The sequence below is a fragment of the Actinosynnema sp. ALI-1.44 genome (assembly GCF_001984155.1).
In the GTDB taxonomy this organism is placed as follows: Bacteria; Actinomycetota; Actinomycetes; order Mycobacteriales; family Pseudonocardiaceae; genus Kibdelosporangium.
In genome coordinates, this window is record NZ_MTQO01000033.1 from 22,890 (window position 1) to 39,164 (window position 16,275).

Sequence of the window (16,275 nt, forward strand, 5' to 3'; positions counted from 1 at the left end):
TGCGGAGTGGGGTGGGTCGCGCCTGCCGCGAGTTCGGCGGGGTGCCCGTGCCCTTAGGCCGCGGATCACGATCGGGGGACCGTCCCGCCACACGCCTGAGGGAAATCGCAGTTCAGCGGTGTGCCCGCGGGCTGCGGTGGCATCCCATGGGTGGAGCGAGGTCGGAGCGCGCGGTGTCATCCATCCGGGGAGCTCGAACCGCTCGGCCAGCGCCGTCGGCGCCCCGCCGGGGAGATAATCAACCGCCGGCACGGCGGAATCCTCTCGGGCGGCGCGAGCGCCGCCTTGCTGGCCCCGACAAGTACCTCCAGGTCGTTGGTGGAGAGCCTGCTGATCTCCTGGCTGGCCGAGGCGACCGGGCGGTACCGCGCCGCGGTCCTGCAGCGCCTGGCGCTGGCGGTCGAGCAGCTGCTGCCCGCCGGAGTAGCCGATCCAGGGTCAGGGTCGCTAGCGGCCAGTGCCCCGGCACAGCCATCGACGAGGGTGACCCGGAGTCGGCGGGGGGCTCCAGCGTCTCGACCTGGGCTCGGGCGTCGAGTGTGCCCTCGCGGCACAGTTGCACCGCGTGGAAGGGGCGTGCGCCGAGTTCGGGCGCCAAGCCCTCCACGTCGAAGGGGTCGAGTACATCGTGCGGCTCGCCGTGCTCGACCAACGCGGCCCGCATCGCCTCGAAGTTCTGCGCCGCGACCCGGCCCGATCGGCCACTGAGCACCACCGTCGTGCCCGCAGTGGCGCGGAGGACCTCGCCGGGTGAGCCAGTGATGTCGGCGAGTACCTCCAGCCACGGGGGCCACCGGTCCAGGGCGTCACGCGCGATCGAGAACTTGGCTCGCGCCGCCGGATGCCGCGCCGTGCCGGCGGTGACCTCACCGAAGCAGTTGAGCATCGCACCGGCCGCGGTGCAGGCCGCGGCGGGCCGAGTGCGAGGACCCACCACGGCGATCCGCCCCTTGAGGGGCACGGCGGGTCACCTCCACCGCGATCGACAGACCCAGCGCACCGTTGCCCACCACGACATCCACCCGCGGCGACGACGCTGCCCCGGACGTCGACAGGGTCGTCACGGGGCGGAGATGTTGACCGTGGTGACGGGCAGGAAGTTGTCGATCTGCCAGGTCTCCACGCCGGCGAACCGGCCGTCGGCCGCCGGGGCGACCAGCGCGAGGCCGCCGACCTGACCGTGCGGTGCGTCCTGCACCAGGGTCAGCGGGATGGACAACGACCGGGTCGCTCCAGGTGGTAGCGGGGGCAGGGAGCACGTCACGATCTCCGGCACGAGCGGGTCGCTGTCGGTCAGCCGCATCCCGCAGCCCGGCGGGAGGATCCCGTGATGGTTGACGTAGAACGGCGTGACGAACGTGAAACGCACCCCGCCCGCGGCGCGGCCGGGCGCTTTGCGGCTGTAGTGGAAGTCGGCCGTCGTGGGCTTGTTCTTCGCCAGGGCAGGCACGTCGTGGGTCAGATACAGGTCCATCGGGGAGCCGCTGGGTGTTGGTGGTGTGGGCGGCAGCAGCCGCAACTGGCCGTATTCCCAGTTGTCGCTGAGGTTGGCGTCCACGACGCCGGAATCAGCCGGCGGCGCGGCCATCGCCAGGCCGAGCGTCCGGCCGGCGAAACGGGCGTCGGAGGTGACGGTCAACGGCATGTCCAGCGTCACCTCCTGCTCCGGCTCCAGCCGCACCTGACGGCGGCAGGTCACCACTTCCGGCACCGTGGGGTCCGTGTCAGCCAGGCGCATGCCGCAGCCGTCCGGCAGCGGCTGAGCGCGATCGATGTTGACGTACATCGCCGTCACGTAGGTCACCGCCAGCCGACCGTCATAGGCGGTGTCACCGTTGCGGACGTGCAACCGCTGCACCACCGAGTCCTGACTGGACGCGGTCGCCGAATCGATGCGAAACGACAGATCCACCTCCGCCGCAGCAACCGCCGAGCCCGGTGGAACGGCAAACCCGATCCGCACCACCGCGGACGGGGGAATCGCCACAGCAGCCACCGCCAGCACGGCCATGACCACGACACCGGCCTTGTTCACGTCGACCCCTTCACCCCGCGCGGGTACACCCCATCCAGCATGGGCCGACCGCACCACCACCGCCGCGGAAACGACGCCGCATCACCCGACCCAGCGAACAGAACCCCACACCGCAGAGATGCTCCCACCGCCGGGGCAGCCGGTGCTTGCTCGGCGTGCCGGTGCGGCACCGACTCCACACCAAGTGCACAAGCAGGCATCGTGGTGGACGCTGCGCGGTGCGAGCACCACGGGCAGGTCCCCGATGTCCAGCACTTCACTCGGTCAGGTCCACGTCGCGCTCGATCGGTGGTAAGTCCCGGGGCGGCTGTTCCGGAGGTCGGGGCGCGCTGTCATGGTCGGACGGGCATGTCGAAACCGCGAGGACCCAACGGGAGCGATCATGACAACGGTGGCTGCGAACGAGGACACCGCGATCATCGGGTTGATGGCCACACCGGACAGCAAGCTCGACGTCGAGTGGTTGCGCCAAGCCCTCCAGCACGCCCTGGTTCTGGAGCTGGCCACCATCCCGCCCTACTCCTGCGGCCTCTGGTCGATCATCGACCCGAAGCGCGACCAGAACACCTACCACACCTGACGGAGCCGGAAACATGCTCCGTTCTGGCTGTGCGCCCGCGCCGGCCGATCCTTCGGAAGAGGCCGGCGAGCCATGTCCACCAGCGAGTCCGCCGCGGCTCCGGTTCGGCGGAAAGCTCGGGAATCTGGGCCGCGAGTTTGGCCGCGCGGGCAGCGATCCTGGTTGCGTCCGCGCGACGGATCGTCATAGGGCGTTGCTCGGCGCGAGGTACATGAAGATCACTAGGAGGTGGATGCTCAGTGCTCGGCGCATCGGGATGTTCCGGATGGACGAGCCTCAGCATGGCCTTGAGCGTTAGGTCGACATTTCCCTGATAGAACCAAACAATCGTTTCAGGAGAGAAGATATCGACCTCGCCACGCCTGGGCACACGAGCCGCGGTAACACGATTATCGCCACGAATGTTGACGATGTCGATGTAGTCGTCCCACTCGTATGCTCCGACGATCATGGTCGGCTGGCTGCGACCTCCGCAGAAGTACAGACTGAAGCCGTCCCTGGCGAACTCCCAGAGCAGTTCCTCCGTGTCCGCGGATTCCAGCAGTTTCTTGCCCATGCGCCTAGCCAGCCCAGTCCGGGATAGATGACCGGCGGAGGCGGGAAGCCGGGGGGCTAACTTCCCGTCTCCGCCAGCCTCCGACTACGTCCGGCGGTGCTGTCGGGGTTGACGCCGTCGTGTGCCGGAGGATCTCAATGCCGAACGTGGGCGGAGTCGACGTGGCGGTTGGCGCAGGGAGGAGGGGCATGAGGCTTTCCGGGCTGTAGTTGTCGTGGTACGTGCAGCCTGCGCCACAAGTGCAAGATCAGCTATCCCAGGAGCCTGCCGTGTTGCTGGACAAGTCGACCATGAGCTGGACAAAATCTGGACACCGGTCGCCTGATCAGGCTAGATCGTCTTGATGCCGACGCCTCCGTAACACAGCGAGCGGCGAGGATCGGCGCCTTCCCCGAAGTCAGGGCGCCACAGTGGAAGGAGGACGACGCCAGGCGGCATGAGGTCGAAGCCGGCGAAGAACTCGATGATCTGCTCTCGTGCGCGAGCTGTGACCGGGTCCTTCGTGTCCTTGTACAGCTCAGCCGCCCGCGCGAGATCCTCCGGATAGTCGTCGTCCGTCGCGTGAGACATGACCAAGGCGCTGTCCGGACAGAGTGCATCGCGGTAGGCGGCGACGATGTCCGCAGGGCCTTCCTCATCTCGCACGAAGTGCAGGGCGGCGCACATGAGGACCGCGGTCGGTTCGCGGAAGTCGATCAGTCGCAAGGTCTCGTCGTGCCCGAGCATCGTCCTTGGCTGACATAGGTCGGCCATGATGGTCGCCGCGTTCCCGTTCTGTTGAAGCATCAGTTCGCCGTGAGCCACGGCCACCGGGTCGTTGTCGACGTACACGACGGTGCAGTCAGGGTTCTCGTGCTGAGCGACCTCGTGCACGTTGCCCACTGTGGGGATTCCCGAGCCGAGGTCGAGGAACTGCCGGATGCCGGCCTCGTTGACGAGGGAGCGCACGGCCCGGCGGAGAAATGATCGATTGATCCGGGCGATGTCCTTGGCGGGGATGACTTCCAGCACTTTGTCGGCCAGCTGTCGATCTGCCGCGAAGTTGTGTCCACCACCGAGGAAGTAGTCATACATCCGGGCCGCGCTCGGCTGCTCGGTGTCCACTCCAGCCGGAATCCAGGTTCCATCATCGCTCATGGCGCCCGCTCCGCGCTGCTCCATCATTTGGACGACCTGAAGCCGTCGAACCGCTCATCGAGGATTGCTCCACGGGTCGAGCATGCTGTGACGTAGCAAGATCAGCTAGCCCATCCGCAGGCCGAGTTTGTGGACATGGCCTGGACACGTTCGCAGACATAAACAGGCACTGGTGGCCTTCTGGCGTTTACGCAGGCCGTCTTCAGTCGGCGCTCGGATCGGGGGCTGAGCGCTTCTCCTGGTCGAACTCACCGGCGAGGATTCCACGAGTGAACGCGTCCCATTCGGCCGGCGTGAAGACCAGCACTGGACCCGCTGTATCCGCCGAGCTGCGCATCACGGTGTACACGACGCCGTCGGTGTGCTCTACGAACGCAACCTCGACGTGCCGATCGCGCCGACGGCCGGCGCCGTATCGCTGCCATTCGGCGGACGTCAGGTCAAGTTCTGTCCGGACCTCGGACTTGTCGTCGTAGATCGGCGCGCTGTCTCCCACGAGTCCATCGTGCTCCTCCGATCGGGCTACCTGAACGAGCCCATGACCGCACCAAATTGATCACAGAACGTAGCAGTCGATGGCGAAGAGTAATCACCTGGTCTGTTCGGGCCGCTCGATCACCTCGGGCACACTGGTCAAGCGCAGACAGTCACGTCTGGGGGCAAGGAGCAGCTGGAATGCAACAGGTGGAGTTGACGTCTATCGACGGTATGCGGCTCGACGCCGTGTGGCATCCTGCCCGTGCGCATGGGCACCGAGGTGTGGTTGTCCAGGCCCACGGGATCAACGCCAACATGACCGAAGGCGGGATGTTCGTTCGTCTCGCTGACCAGTTGGCCGAAGCCGACTTCAACGTGTTGCGGTTCTCGTTCCGGGGACACGGCGACAGCCACGGAACACAACGGGGTATGACGATCGCGGGCGAGATGCTCGACCTGCAGGCCGCCGTCGAGTACATGGTTGACCGGTTCCCAGGTCCGTTGGCGATCGTGGCATCGAGCTTCGGCGCGGTATCCACCTCGCTGTCCCTTCCGTGGCTCGGCGACCGCCTCGATCGGCTCGCTCTCTGGAACCCCGCGCTGGACCTACAGCGCACCTTCGTCAACCCAGAACTGCCGTGGGGTAAGGAAAACTTCAACGTGGAACAGCAGAAGCTGCTGGCCACGCAGGGATTCCTGATGCTGGATGGCGAGTTTGAGGTTGGCAGAGTCCTGTTCGAGGAGTTCCATCACTACGAGCCGCTGAAGTACCTGACAGCGAGCACGGTCCCCGCACTTGTCGTGCACGGTGACCAGGACACCGCGATCTCGTACGAGATCGCACAGCACGCGGCTGCTGGCAAGCCGAATACCGAGTTCCACACGATCCGCGGTTCAGACCACGGATTCGACACGCGGGAACGAGAGGACGAGGCCGTCGCGGTCACGGTGGGGTGGCTGATCAACGACCGGAGGTCGGCGTGAACATAACCTCCCTCTACGCATCCGTGAACCTCGACAGCAGCAGCATTGTGGGTGAGCACTGCGTCTTGGGCTATCCCAAGGAGGCGCGCCTTCGAGCCGAGCAGCAGAACCCTGGTTCCTCCCTGATAGGTGATCAGGTCACGGTCGGACCGAAGTGCTTGCTGGCCAACCACGTCGTGATCTACGAAGGGGCTCAGATCGGCGCGGATTGCGTGATTGAGGACCGCGTGCGAATCGGGTACAACAGCGTGATCGGCGATCGAACCCGCATCGTCTATGGAGCATACGTATGTGATCGAGTCACGATCGGCGTTGACGCGACTGTGGCGGGATTCATTTGTGACGGCACGACTATTGGCGATCGATCCACTGTGATGGGCGAGCTGGTGCACGAGTACACCCGCCCTCACGAAGGGTGGTGGGACGTTGATGAGGAACCACCGGTGATCGAGGCCGACTCGGTGGTCGGCTATGGAGCACGGGTTGTGGGCGGAGTCCACATCGGTCCGCGCAGCTATGTCGCAGCGGGCGCAGTAGTAACCAAGGACGTGCCACCTGAATGCGTAGTGACCGGCGTCAACGTCCAGACCCCGGCTGAGCAATGGAAGGGACGCCGACTGCAGAACCTGATTGGGCACTGGCAGTCGTTGTCGAAGGCCCGCCTGCCGTGACGAACGGCATTACCAACCTCACGCAGGACACTAAATCCGAGGCAGTAGCCGAGCTGCGTGATCTAGACTGGCCGGCCTGTATGAACGCTCGCGATCTGGGCGGTTTGCCTACCGCGGAGACTGGCCGCGTCCGCGGGCGAGCACTGATCCGTTCCGACCGGCTCTCGCGTCTCACCGACGACGGCGTCGAAGCTGTTCGGCGGCTGCGTCCCAGCCGGATCATCGACTTGCGTACCAGCACCCAATGCGAACGTGAGCCAAGCCCATTCGCTGCCGCCGACATGTACTGCCACGTGCCGCTGTCGTTCCCGAGTGACCCTCCCAATCGACAGGCCCGCTTGGTCGACCGCTACAGGTCCAAGTTGGACCTGTACCCCAACCGGTTCGCGCAAGCTGTGGCAGCTGCGGCAGATGCACCGCCGGGCTCGGTGGTAGTGCACTGCCAGGCCGGCAAGGACCGCACCGGACTTGTGATTGCGTTGATCCTTAAAGCCGTTGGCGTTCCCGACGATGCCATAGCGGTCGACTACGCCGTTAGTGCCGCACGACTCGGCGCCTACTACACAGCAAAGCGAGCCGATATCGAGGATGCGGAGCTGCTGGAGCTCGTTCGTGAACTCCACAGTGCCCGTGCAGACACGATGGCTTCAACACTGACCTACCTGCGCGACGAGTGCGGCGGCGTCGAGCCTTATCTGCGCCGTGGGGGCCTCGTCGAACGACAGCTGGAAGCCCTTCGAGAGCGGCTTGTCGTGTGGTCACAGAATTCGAGCGTGCAGGCTCACGTCTAGCTACGGCTCGACGAAGTCGGAGTCCTCCGTGTCACTGCTGTCCTGCGCGGTCAGGATTCTGATCGTGGACGACCTGCACTTTCTCCGGTGGCGGGCCAAGTCCGGAGTGGAGATCAGCAACCACTTCAAGTACATCGCGAACGAGTTCCCGGTGACCTTGGTGTTCGTCGGGGTCGGTCTGTCCGAGCGCGGCCTGTTCCGTGAGGGCGACACCTACACCAACGCGGTCCTGGCCCAGACCGGGCGCCGCACCACCCGCCTGGACATGCGCCCGTTCACCGTCGACACCGGCACTGGGCGGCGCGAGTGGCGGCAGATGCTGCTGGCGATCGAGCAGCGCCTGGTGCTGGCCGGGAAATATCCCGGCATGCTCGCCGACGACTTGTCGGACTATCTGTTCGCCCGCAGCACCGGCCACATCGGCTCGCTGATGACACTGATCAACCGCGGCTGCCAGCGAGCCGTCCGGACCGGAACCGAGCACCTCAACCAGGACCTGCTCGACGGGGTGAAGAACGACGCCGCCGCGGAGACCGCCCGCAGCGAGCTGGAGAACGCCTTCGGCGCCCGCCGGATCACCACCCGCACCGCGCCGAAGACCCGGCGCCGCAGCGGATGAACCGGCCGGACACCTTGCCGATCCGCCTCCACCCGATCCCGGGCGAGGCCCTGGACTCCTGGTTCGCCGCCCTCGTTTACCGGCTGCATACCCCGCTGGGATCGCTCCTGCCCGACCTTGGCCTGCGCCACCGGGACAACGACGACGCACCGGCTGACTGGACGGTCCTGCTCCGGCCGGCGGAAATCGCCACGATCTCCACCGCGACCGGCGTCGATCAGCTGCTCATCGAGACGATGACGCTGACCAGGTTCGACGGCGCCGCTCTGCTGATCGACCCGGCCGCCCGGCGGGTCCGGCGAACCCAGCTCTGGGGGCGCAACTCCGGGTCGCGCTACTGCCCCGACTGCCTGGCCGACACCGGCGGCCGCTGGCTGCTGAGGTGGCGACTGGGCTGGTCGTTCGCCTGCACGACCCATCAGCGACTGCTCGCGGACGTCTGTCCCGCATGCGGGCGTCTTCCCCGGCGCCTCACCGAGGTTCTGACACCGGGCCGATGCGTCCACCCCGTCGGTGACGACAAGCACGGCCGGTCCCCGGACCGCTGCGGACACGACCTGACCACCATGCGCCCGCTCCGGTTCCAACGCGACGATCCTGTGCTCACCGCTCAACGTCTTGTCGACGAGGCCATCGAGACGGGGACAGCGAGGTTCGGCGTCTATGCCGACGAACCCACACCGGCGATCACCGCGCTCGCCGACCTGCGTGCTCTCGCGAGCCGTTTTCTCCGGTATGCCCATCTGGACGACGTGACCACCATGCCGGACGATCTGCTGGCCGCCTGCACCCGCGCCCTGGCGCAGCCCAGCAGCGGTCATCCTTCCTCGCGAGTCGGCACACGGCACGGATTCATGGCTCCGCGCCACGCCGTTGTCGCCGCGGTCGGTGCCACGGCCGCGATCTCGATCCTCAACACGGGCACCATCCGCGACGCGGGACACGGCATGCGCCGGGCGATCGGAACAGCGCGGCGACGCGGTCACAGCGTCCGGGTCTCGAACGTGGACAAATGGGGCCAAGGAACCAGCGTCACGCTGAAAGCCATCCAAGTCTCCGCGCTCGGTCCGTTCCTCAGCCCCAGCGACCAGCTTCGCTATCGATCCGGCGCCACGAAACCCCATCACCAGGTCCCCGCGAACACCGCGTCCGCGCGACGGCGTCACGTCCCGACCATGCTCTGGACCTCATGGGCGCTGCGGTTACGTCCGGAGAAGCGCTTCTATCTCCACACTTTGCGGCTCGCCTTGTCCGCGGCGCTTCTGCTGCCAGGCACGCGGCACAACCTGCCCGACACGGCCACGATCCTGCGCATCGCCGATACTCACGATCCCTCCCGTGTTTTCGGCGCCCTGCATACGGATCCGCACTGGTCCGACGTCCTCGCGGCACTGACACGGCTCGCCGACTACCTCGACGATCACACCATCCCCATCGATTACGACCGGCGCCGCAACCTCGACTACGCCGCCCTGCTTCCCGAGGGCCAGTGGCACCACATCTGCCTCCAGAGCCGCTTTCCGCCGGGACAACGCCGCCGCCTGGACCTCGCACGATGCCTGCTCTTCGAGAAGATCAGCATGATGCCCGCCGACCTGGCGCCCGCCTCGTTTGCCATTGACACGCCCTACAAACGCGACTGCCTGCTCGAATTCGCCTCGCCGATCACGCCCAACCTCGCCCTGCGCCTGAACGACGCGGCCCAGAAATTCCTGGCACAGCAGGGCATCCACGACGAACCAGTCGAATGGCAGCCGCCCCTCGGGCTGCTCGACGGTCTCCGCCTTCCCGGAGACGATCCCGAACACGTCGACATCCCCACGCTGCACCGACTCATCCGCGAGGATGACAGCGCGCTCACCACCGCAGCGCACCAGCTCGGCACCTCCCTCGACATTGTTCGTCACCTGCTCGAACAACATCCCGCACCGCCGCGACCGGTCACGAAGTCCCAAGCACGAGCCAAGGGCCTGATCCGCGTCGACCTTCGCGAGAAGCTCCCCCCGCAACGCCTCAACGACCTCTACCACGATCAGCAGCTGACACTGCGAGAGATCGGCAGCCGATTCGGCGTCACCAAAAATACCATCGGACGCCTGCTCGACGACTACGACATCAAACGCCGTGAAGTCCCACTGCCAGGTTCAGGAGCCGTCATCGATCGCGACTGGCTCTACGACCAATACGTCACCCAGCGCCGCACCCTCGCCGACCTCGCCCGGGAAAAAGGAATGAGCCCAGCGAACATGCGGCGCTGGGCAGGAAAACACGACATTCCGCTCCGCCCACGCGGCGGAGGAAGCCACAACGAAGTCCGCCGCACGCTCGACCAGGCGGCCACAGCACCGAAAGCTCTTCGACCAGCACTCACCGGGACAGGAGCCTGGACCCGGCTAAACAAGTTCGCTGCCACGGTCGGCCATCCGACGCTCACCATCGCGGCCGCCGCACATGGCTTCGACTGTCCACATTGCTCCGACAGATCAACCGCCTCGAACACGACCTCGGCGGACAACTCCTCGCACGCGCCGAACGAAACCAGCCCATGCGGCTGACGCCCCTCGGACGAGAGATCATCACAGCGCTGCGGGAATGTGACCACGAGGAAATGCCGTCTCGGTGAGACTGGATCCGGTGACGGCGTTGAGACAACGACGAACACCCTGGTCATCCAAGATCAACATGTCGCGAGCGATGAGACCCTACAAGAAGTGTAGGGTCTCAAATTTGATGGCGGATTCTCAGCAGCGGTGGCGGGCCACTGGCGGATCCGCCATATGAATGAGATGTGGTGGTTCCCGCTGGCCGTTCTCAGCGGAAGTTGCAGAGTCTCACCGGTGTGACATGTCGTCTCACCACAGCGGCGGATTCTCAACCGCCCGGCGAGCACCGCCGATACGCGCCGTACGAAGGCATGCCTGTCTCAACACACTTTGTCGTCTCCCTGGTCAGGGGCGGCGCACCGCGCACTGATCATCGAGACTATTGCGGGCTCCTCATCCGCGCATGATCATTGTCGGCTCGGACACCCATCCGTTGTGTCTTTACGGAATGTCATCCCGCACGTCAGGCGTGGCCGCCCCCGACTCGATCGATGAGATAGGACATCGGCGTGCCGGTGACACTGCGACGCGACAATGTCCGGGTGAGAGACGAGCGAAACGACCTGAACATGTACCGGTCGGCCTTGGCGAAGGCGGCTGAGGGCCGCACCGACCGGCTTGCCAGTGTCGATGAGCGCGTGCACTGGACGACGGTGCACCGTTTGCTGACCAAGCACAGCCCTACTGAGGGGGAACCCAACGTATGCGCCGATTGTGGCGGGGCGTGGCCGTGTGGCGTGGTGAACGGGGCCGTGACAGACCTGCGGCCGGGACCCGCAGGCAATTGAAGGCAGCGCGGTGCAACCGGGCTCGTGGAGCCGCTGATGATGCACCGAAGTCCGACCTCGGCCACCGGTGCCGTCCTCGACGACTGACTCGCCGACCACCTCAGTCTTCCTGAGGACCGAAGTTCTCCTCCACGAACAGCTCCGAGGCTCAGCAGACCCGACATCGGTTAGGAGGCTCGGATATTGCGGCGTACGGCGTCGAGGTAGTCGGTGATGGCTTGGTGGTTCTTGGTGAGGCATTCGATTTTTTCGGCCATACGATCGCGTTCGCGTTCGAGCGTTGCGACCATGTCTGGCGTGACGTAGGGCATGTGGATCGTGCGGGGGGTGTTCAGGCAGGGCAGGATCTGCTTGATGATCCGTGTGGGCAGCCCTACGTCGAGCAGGCCTCGTACCTGGAGAACCCGGTCAACGACGTACTCCTCATAGTCCCGGTATCCGTTGGGCAGTCGATTTGACTCGATCAGTTCCTGCTCCTCGTAGTAGCGCAGCAACCTCATCGGAGTCTGCGTGCGCGTCGACAGCTCACCGATCCGCATATCCCTATCCTCGCCCTCTGTGGCTGGCGTTCTGTGACTCGGCGGACACCGAATTGACCTTCACACTAATGTCACCCATCGATGATAAGGCTATGACACGACCAGATACTCTGCCACCTCGCTCGACAACGAACGCCCGGCTCCCGCTGGCAGGTCTTCTGGCCTTGGCCACCACTGGATTCATTACGCTCCTGACCGAGACGATGCCCGCCGGGGTGCTTCCCGAGATGAGCCGGGACCTGAGTGTGAGCGAGAGTGCTGCCGGGCAGAGCGTCACCGTCTTCGCGATCGGGGCGATTCTCGCCGCGATCCCGCTCACCAAGGCGACGATCGGCTGGCCGCGCCGACACCTGCTGCTGGTGGCGATCGCAGGATTCGCGATCGCCAACACCGTCACCGCGCTCTCCGAGAGCTTCGCACTGACGCTAGCCGCCCGGTTCCTCGGCGGCATCGTCGGGGGGTTGCTCTGGGCGCTGTTGGCCGGGTACGCGGTACGGATGGTTTCCCCACGTCAGCGTGGCAAGGCACTGGCGATCGCGATGGCGGGCGCAATCGTTGCCCTGTCCGTCGGAGTTCCTGCTGCGGCGCTTCTGGCCAAGCTCGTCGAGTGGCGATACGCGTTCGGGATCCTGATCGTCCTCACGCTGGCGTTGATCGTGTGGGTCATCGCGGCGGTGCCGAACTTCCCCGGACAGCCCAAGGGCTCACGGCTCCCGCTCACCCTTACCTTCCGCATTCCCGGCGTAGCGCCCGTGCTCCTCGTGACCCTCACGTTCGTGCTCGCCCACAGCATCCTCTACACCTACATCGCCCCGTTCCTCATGCCGCTGGGCATGGCAGGTCAAGTCGACGCCGTGCTGCTCACCTTCGGCCTGGTGTCGCTGGTGAGCATCTGGATCGCCGGAGCGCTCGTCCATCGACACCTGCGCCTCCTCATGATCCTCGCGTGTGTGCTCTTCGCGACGTGCACGCTGTTGCTCGGCATCTTCTCCGGCGTGCCTACGCTCGTCTACGCCAGCGCAGCGCTCTGGGGGCTCGCGTTCGGCGGCACCTCCACCCTGCTGCAGACCGCAGTCGCCGAAGCAGCAGGCGACGCCGGCGATGTCGCCCAAGCACTCCTCACCACCGGATGGAACGTCGGAATCGCCGGTGGTGGCGTCATCGGAGGCCTTGTCCTCAGCGGATTGGACGCATCCTGGCTGAGTTGGGTCGCGCTCGCGCTGCTCGTCCCTGCACTCGCCACTGTGCTCACGGCACGCAAACACGGGTTCACCAAGGGAGAACTCGGCAGCCGCTAAACCACCGCTGCCCGCGATCCAAGAAATGCCACGACTTTGAGACTGTCCTTCAGGACCCTGCGGTGAGACAACGAGCAAAGCCGCAGGTCACTAAAGATCCACATGTCATCGACGCTGAGACCCTACACGCGCGTTGACCATCGACAACGACTGACCAACCCGAAGACCGTTGAACACGAAGGAAAGCGATGCAGACCACCACGTCGCCTGGCAGATTGCATGCAGAGATGGTCGAGAGGATCCGGAAGGCCGGGCACGCGCGACGAGGCGAGGTCGAACGGGTTCTGCGCGCCACGCCGCGTCACGAGTTCGTGCCGGAGGCCGACTTGGCGATCGCCTACGACCCGTGGCAGGCGGTACTCACTCTCTGCGCCGAGGCTGGACCGGATGCGGCAGATGATCGGGAGGCTGTGCTGAAGCTTTGTGAAGAACTCGGTGTAGCAACGGAAACGAATGTCCTTGGTTCACTTCTGTTGGAGGCTGTTGCCGGGTGCGTGGCTGTGCAGCGTTTGGAGCAGCCCCGCCTGCGCGGGGACGACCCCAAGACCTCACAGTCCTCACCGACGAGGAACGTGATCAACCTACCGGAAGATGATCACTTTCGACTCAATATCGGCACGCACAGGCGCCGAGGTGCCGATCGTGGCGCGGGAAGGTGCCGACGGGCTGCCCGGTTCTGCGGCTAGAGCTGGCCGACACGGCCAGTTCGGCGACACGCGTCGATAGTGCCTTGTCGGGTGGATGAGAATGGCTAGAGCAGTTCGTCGTCCTCCAGCTTCGACAACCGCATCAGCAGATCCGGCCGGTGCGCGAGCAGCTCCTCGCGTGCCGGCCAGCGGAGGCGGTGGGCCTCGTCGAGGAGCGTCTCCGGATACTCCGAACTCGCAACCCCTTTGTTCGTCAACGCGCACCAGATCTCGGCCACCTGTTCGGCGCTCAGCACCTCGCGGGCGAGCAACCTCTCCGCGAGGCCCAGGAACCACCTGGGTTCTTCCGTCTTTACCAAGAGCCGCAAGAAGAGCGCGAGGTTCTCCGGCCCGCGCGGATCCTTCGCGACCATCAGGCCGGTCACCTTGTCGACGGCATACTCCGCCGTTATCAGCTCATCGTTGACCAATAACTGGAGGAGGTACACCTCAAGCTCAGCGGCCACCACGTGATTGAGGTCGAGGTACGGGCTCTTGGCGAAGTCGACGAGCCGGTCGTACACGACCATCCGCCTTTCCACCCCAGTCTGGTTGACGTGGAACAACGATGCGTGGAGCAGGTCAGCGGCGACAGATCGGAACTGATCGTCACGATGCATGTAGTGCGGAATCAGCGCGGTGAACAAGGTTGTGCGTGCCGAAAACGACGTCCGTGCAGGTCATGCGACATGTCGGTACTCACGAATGATCCCGCTGAGACGGTCCCGTCGATGTATCGCGAGGTGCTCGATCTGGTCCGGTTCAAGAGCTTGAGGCACGGCTCCCAGGGGTGAAGCGGCGGCAAGCGATCGGTGGGTCCGGTGCAGGTTGTAGTGCCGTTCGTACTCGCGCAGTGCGTGCCGGAGATGAGCCTCGTTCCAGATCAGCATGCGGTCCAGCAGTTCAGTGCGTAGCGTCTTCACCCAGCGTTCGGCGATCGCGTTCATGCGGGGCATCCGGACACCGGTCAGCACCGTGGTGACCCCAGCGCCGCTGAGGATCTCGTCGATCAGGCCGGGATACTTGGCGTCGCGGTCGCGGATGAGGAACCTGACTTGTGCGAGGTGCCCGGCGTCTTCGAGATCCATCAGCAGGTTGCGGGCGGCCTGCGTCACCCAGGCGTGGGTGGGGTGCGCGGTTGTGCCGAGTAGGTGCACGCGTCGGCTGGCGTGATGGATGGCGGCGAGGATGTACTGGCGCGCGCCGGTCAGGGTGACGGTTTCGATAAAGTCCATTGCCAGGACCGCTTTGGCCTGGGAACGCAGGAAGTCGGCCCACGTGACGGTCACCAGGTGCGGGGCTGGGTCGACGCCGGCCGTCTTGAGGCTCTCCCATACGGTGGAGGGAGCGATCGAGATGCCGAGAAGGGCGAGTTCGCCGTGGATGCGCCGGTAGCCCCACGAGGGGTTCTCGCTTGCCAGGCGTAGGACGAGGCGGCGGATCGAAGCGGTAGTTCGTGGGCGCCCTGGCCTGCGGTTCATGCTCGTGCGGGCGTGGCGGTGTTTTACCAGGTCGCGATGCCACCGCAGCACCGTGTCCGGGCTGACCAGTAGCCGAAACCGGCGCAACGCTGTGCGAGCCAATGGCACGAGCAGCGTCGCGAGAAACGCCCTGTCCTCGGGTCGCAGTTGAACGCGTCGGTCGCCGAGTTGTCGTTGCAGGACGGCGAGTTGGTGGCGTAGCGCAAGGATCTCGACGTCCTTCTCGCCGTCGGTCATGCGTAACAGCCGTAGCGCGGCGAAGGCGTGGGCGACGGCGAGGTAGGCGAAGCGGACCAGCACGAGTCGCGATCATGCCTGACCCCGACCGGTCACACGCCGATACTTGTTGACCTGCACGGACGTATTCTCGGCACGTACAACGTCGTGAAGTACGTGACCGAAGACGCACGCACCGGTGGGCCTTCGCAGATCAAGACGGAGTACCAGTACCTGGAAGGTGCTGCCTGGCACTACGACGACAACGACCTAGCGGAGCCGCAGTACCGGACGTGGTCGGAGTGGCGTGGCTACGGCAGGGTGCGCACCATCAAAGGTGACCCCGGCCAGCCGCAGTCGGTTTCCGAGAAGCTGTACCTGCGAGGCATGGACGGCGACACGATGCCCGCGGGCACACCGCCGAGGGACGTGTGGGTCACTGATGGCGACGGCGGCAGAGTCGAGGATGTCGATCAGCTTGCCGGATTCATCCGGGAGAACTTGCTGTACAGCGGTGGCCAGGTGGTGTCGGCGTCGATCAACGACCCGCACCTGATCGAGACCGCGAACGATGGCAAGGACCGCGCGTCCATCGTGCTGGCCAAGGCGAACGCCACACGCAGTCGCCAGCCGGACGGTACCTGGCGCAGGACCCGGACGACCACCGCGTTCAACGAGACCGGCCTGCCACTGAAGGTCGAGTCCGAGGGCGATACCGCAGTCGCTGGGGACGAGGTGTGCACGCAGACCACGTACGCCCGCAACGAGACGAAGTGGATGCTCACCTACGCGGCGTCGGTCCGCACGATCGCCA

General features: G+C 65.4%; 16 protein-coding genes and 1 pseudogene. 9 read left to right on the forward strand and 8 right to left on the reverse strand.

What is annotated here, in order from left to right:
* The first annotated feature begins 565 nt into the window (after positions 1 to 565).
* Positions 566 to 754, forward strand: coding sequence for a hypothetical protein (locus tag ALI144C_RS06875; protein WP_076986170.1), 189 nt, complete (start codon positions 566 to 568; stop codon positions 752 to 754).
* 306 nt (positions 755 to 1,060) lie between these two features.
* On the opposite strand, the gene ALI144C_RS06880 is transcribed toward ALI144C_RS06875, so the two are convergent.
* A complete protein-coding gene (locus ALI144C_RS06880; protein WP_076986171.1) occupies positions 1,061 to 2,035 on the reverse strand; it encodes a hypothetical protein in 975 nt (324 codons plus the stop codon).
* Between the two features lie 382 nt (positions 2,036 to 2,417).
* Here ALI144C_RS06880 and ALI144C_RS06885 point away from each other — a divergent pair, with 382 nt between their 5' ends.
* Positions 2,418 to 2,615 carry a ferritin-like domain-containing protein gene (locus ALI144C_RS06885; protein WP_076986172.1) on the forward strand — a complete coding sequence of 66 codons (198 nt, stop codon included), beginning with the start codon at positions 2,418 to 2,420 and terminating at the stop codon, positions 2,613 to 2,615.
* Here ALI144C_RS06885 and ALI144C_RS54145 read toward each other — a convergent pair.
* From ALI144C_RS54145 to ALI144C_RS06895, 3 genes are all read right to left on the reverse strand, one after another.
* The gene (locus tag ALI144C_RS54145) at positions 2,575 to 3,171 is read right to left on the reverse strand and encodes a hypothetical protein (RefSeq protein ID WP_143230467.1); all 597 of its coding nucleotides are present in this window, start codon (positions 3,169 to 3,171) and stop codon (positions 2,575 to 2,577) included. The two genes, ALI144C_RS06885 and ALI144C_RS54145, sit on opposite strands and share 41 nt — an antisense overlap.
* A gap of 330 nt (positions 3,172 to 3,501) precedes the next feature.
* A complete protein-coding gene (locus ALI144C_RS06890; protein WP_076986173.1) occupies positions 3,502 to 4,308 on the reverse strand; it encodes an SAM-dependent methyltransferase in 807 nt (268 codons plus the stop codon).
* Between the two features lie 202 nt (positions 4,309 to 4,510).
* Entirely contained in the window at positions 4,511 to 4,804 is a 294-nt protein-coding gene (locus ALI144C_RS06895) for a DUF397 domain-containing protein (protein WP_076986174.1), read from the reverse strand.
* 179 nt (positions 4,805 to 4,983) lie between these two features.
* On the opposite strand from ALI144C_RS06895, the gene ALI144C_RS06900 reads away from it, so the two are divergent.
* From ALI144C_RS06900 to ALI144C_RS06920, 6 genes and pseudogenes are all read left to right on the forward strand, one after another.
* A complete protein-coding gene (locus tag ALI144C_RS06900; protein ID WP_076986175.1) occupies positions 4,984 to 5,769 on the forward strand; it encodes an alpha/beta hydrolase in 786 nt (261 codons plus the stop codon).
* Entirely contained in the window at positions 5,766 to 6,440 is a 675-nt protein-coding gene (locus ALI144C_RS06905) for a DapH/DapD/GlmU-related protein (RefSeq protein ID WP_076986176.1), read from the forward strand. Before ALI144C_RS06900 ends, ALI144C_RS06905 begins: the two co-directional genes overlap by 4 nt.
* Positions 6,437 to 7,231 (forward strand): tyrosine-protein phosphatase, encoded by a 795-nt coding sequence (locus tag ALI144C_RS06910; RefSeq protein WP_168211192.1) that lies wholly within the window; start codon positions 6,437 to 6,439, stop codon positions 7,229 to 7,231. Before ALI144C_RS06905 ends, ALI144C_RS06910 begins: the two co-directional genes overlap by 4 nt.
* 28 nt (positions 7,232 to 7,259) lie before the next feature.
* Positions 7,260 to 7,850 (forward strand): hypothetical protein, encoded by a 591-nt coding sequence (locus ALI144C_RS06915; RefSeq protein ID WP_202818874.1) that lies wholly within the window; start codon positions 7,260 to 7,262, stop codon positions 7,848 to 7,850.
* Positions 7,847 to 8,269: pseudogene (locus tag ALI144C_RS58930) on the forward strand (TniQ family protein); the annotation flags it as partial. The gene ALI144C_RS06915 and the pseudogene ALI144C_RS58930, both read left to right, overlap by 4 nt.
* Before the next feature lie 147 nt (positions 8,270 to 8,416).
* Positions 8,417 to 10,405, forward strand: coding sequence for a hypothetical protein (locus tag ALI144C_RS06920; protein ID WP_237774020.1), 1,989 nt, complete (start codon positions 8,417 to 8,419; stop codon positions 10,403 to 10,405).
* A gap of 1,003 nt (positions 10,406 to 11,408) precedes the next feature.
* On the opposite strand, the gene ALI144C_RS06925 is transcribed toward ALI144C_RS06920, so the two are convergent.
* Complete coding sequence (locus tag ALI144C_RS06925; RefSeq protein ID WP_076986177.1) at positions 11,409 to 11,780, reverse strand: MerR family transcriptional regulator; 372 nt, start codon at positions 11,778 to 11,780, stop codon at positions 11,409 to 11,411.
* A 92-nt stretch (positions 11,781 to 11,872) separates the two neighbouring features.
* On the opposite strand from ALI144C_RS06925, the gene ALI144C_RS06930 reads away from it, so the two are divergent.
* The gene (locus ALI144C_RS06930; protein ID WP_076986178.1) at positions 11,873 to 13,078 is read left to right on the forward strand and encodes an MFS transporter; all 1,206 of its coding nucleotides are present in this window, start codon (positions 11,873 to 11,875) and stop codon (positions 13,076 to 13,078) included.
* 751 nt (positions 13,079 to 13,829) lie between these two features.
* On the opposite strand, the gene ALI144C_RS06935 is transcribed toward ALI144C_RS06930, so the two are convergent.
* From ALI144C_RS06935 to ALI144C_RS55325, 3 genes are all read right to left on the reverse strand, one after another.
* On the reverse strand, positions 13,830 to 14,294 hold the full coding sequence (locus ALI144C_RS06935) for a hypothetical protein (protein WP_143230468.1): 465 nt from the start codon (positions 14,292 to 14,294) through the stop codon (positions 13,830 to 13,832).
* Positions 14,295 to 14,444: 150 nt separating this feature from the next.
* Entirely contained in the window at positions 14,445 to 15,482 is a 1,038-nt protein-coding gene (locus ALI144C_RS06940; protein ID WP_237774021.1) for an integrase core domain-containing protein, read from the reverse strand.
* Positions 15,483 to 15,934: 452 nt separating this feature from the next.
* Positions 15,935 to 16,246, reverse strand: coding sequence for a hypothetical protein (locus tag ALI144C_RS55325; RefSeq protein ID WP_168211193.1), 312 nt, complete (start codon positions 16,244 to 16,246; stop codon positions 15,935 to 15,937).
* Positions 16,247 to 16,275 lie beyond the last annotated feature (29 nt).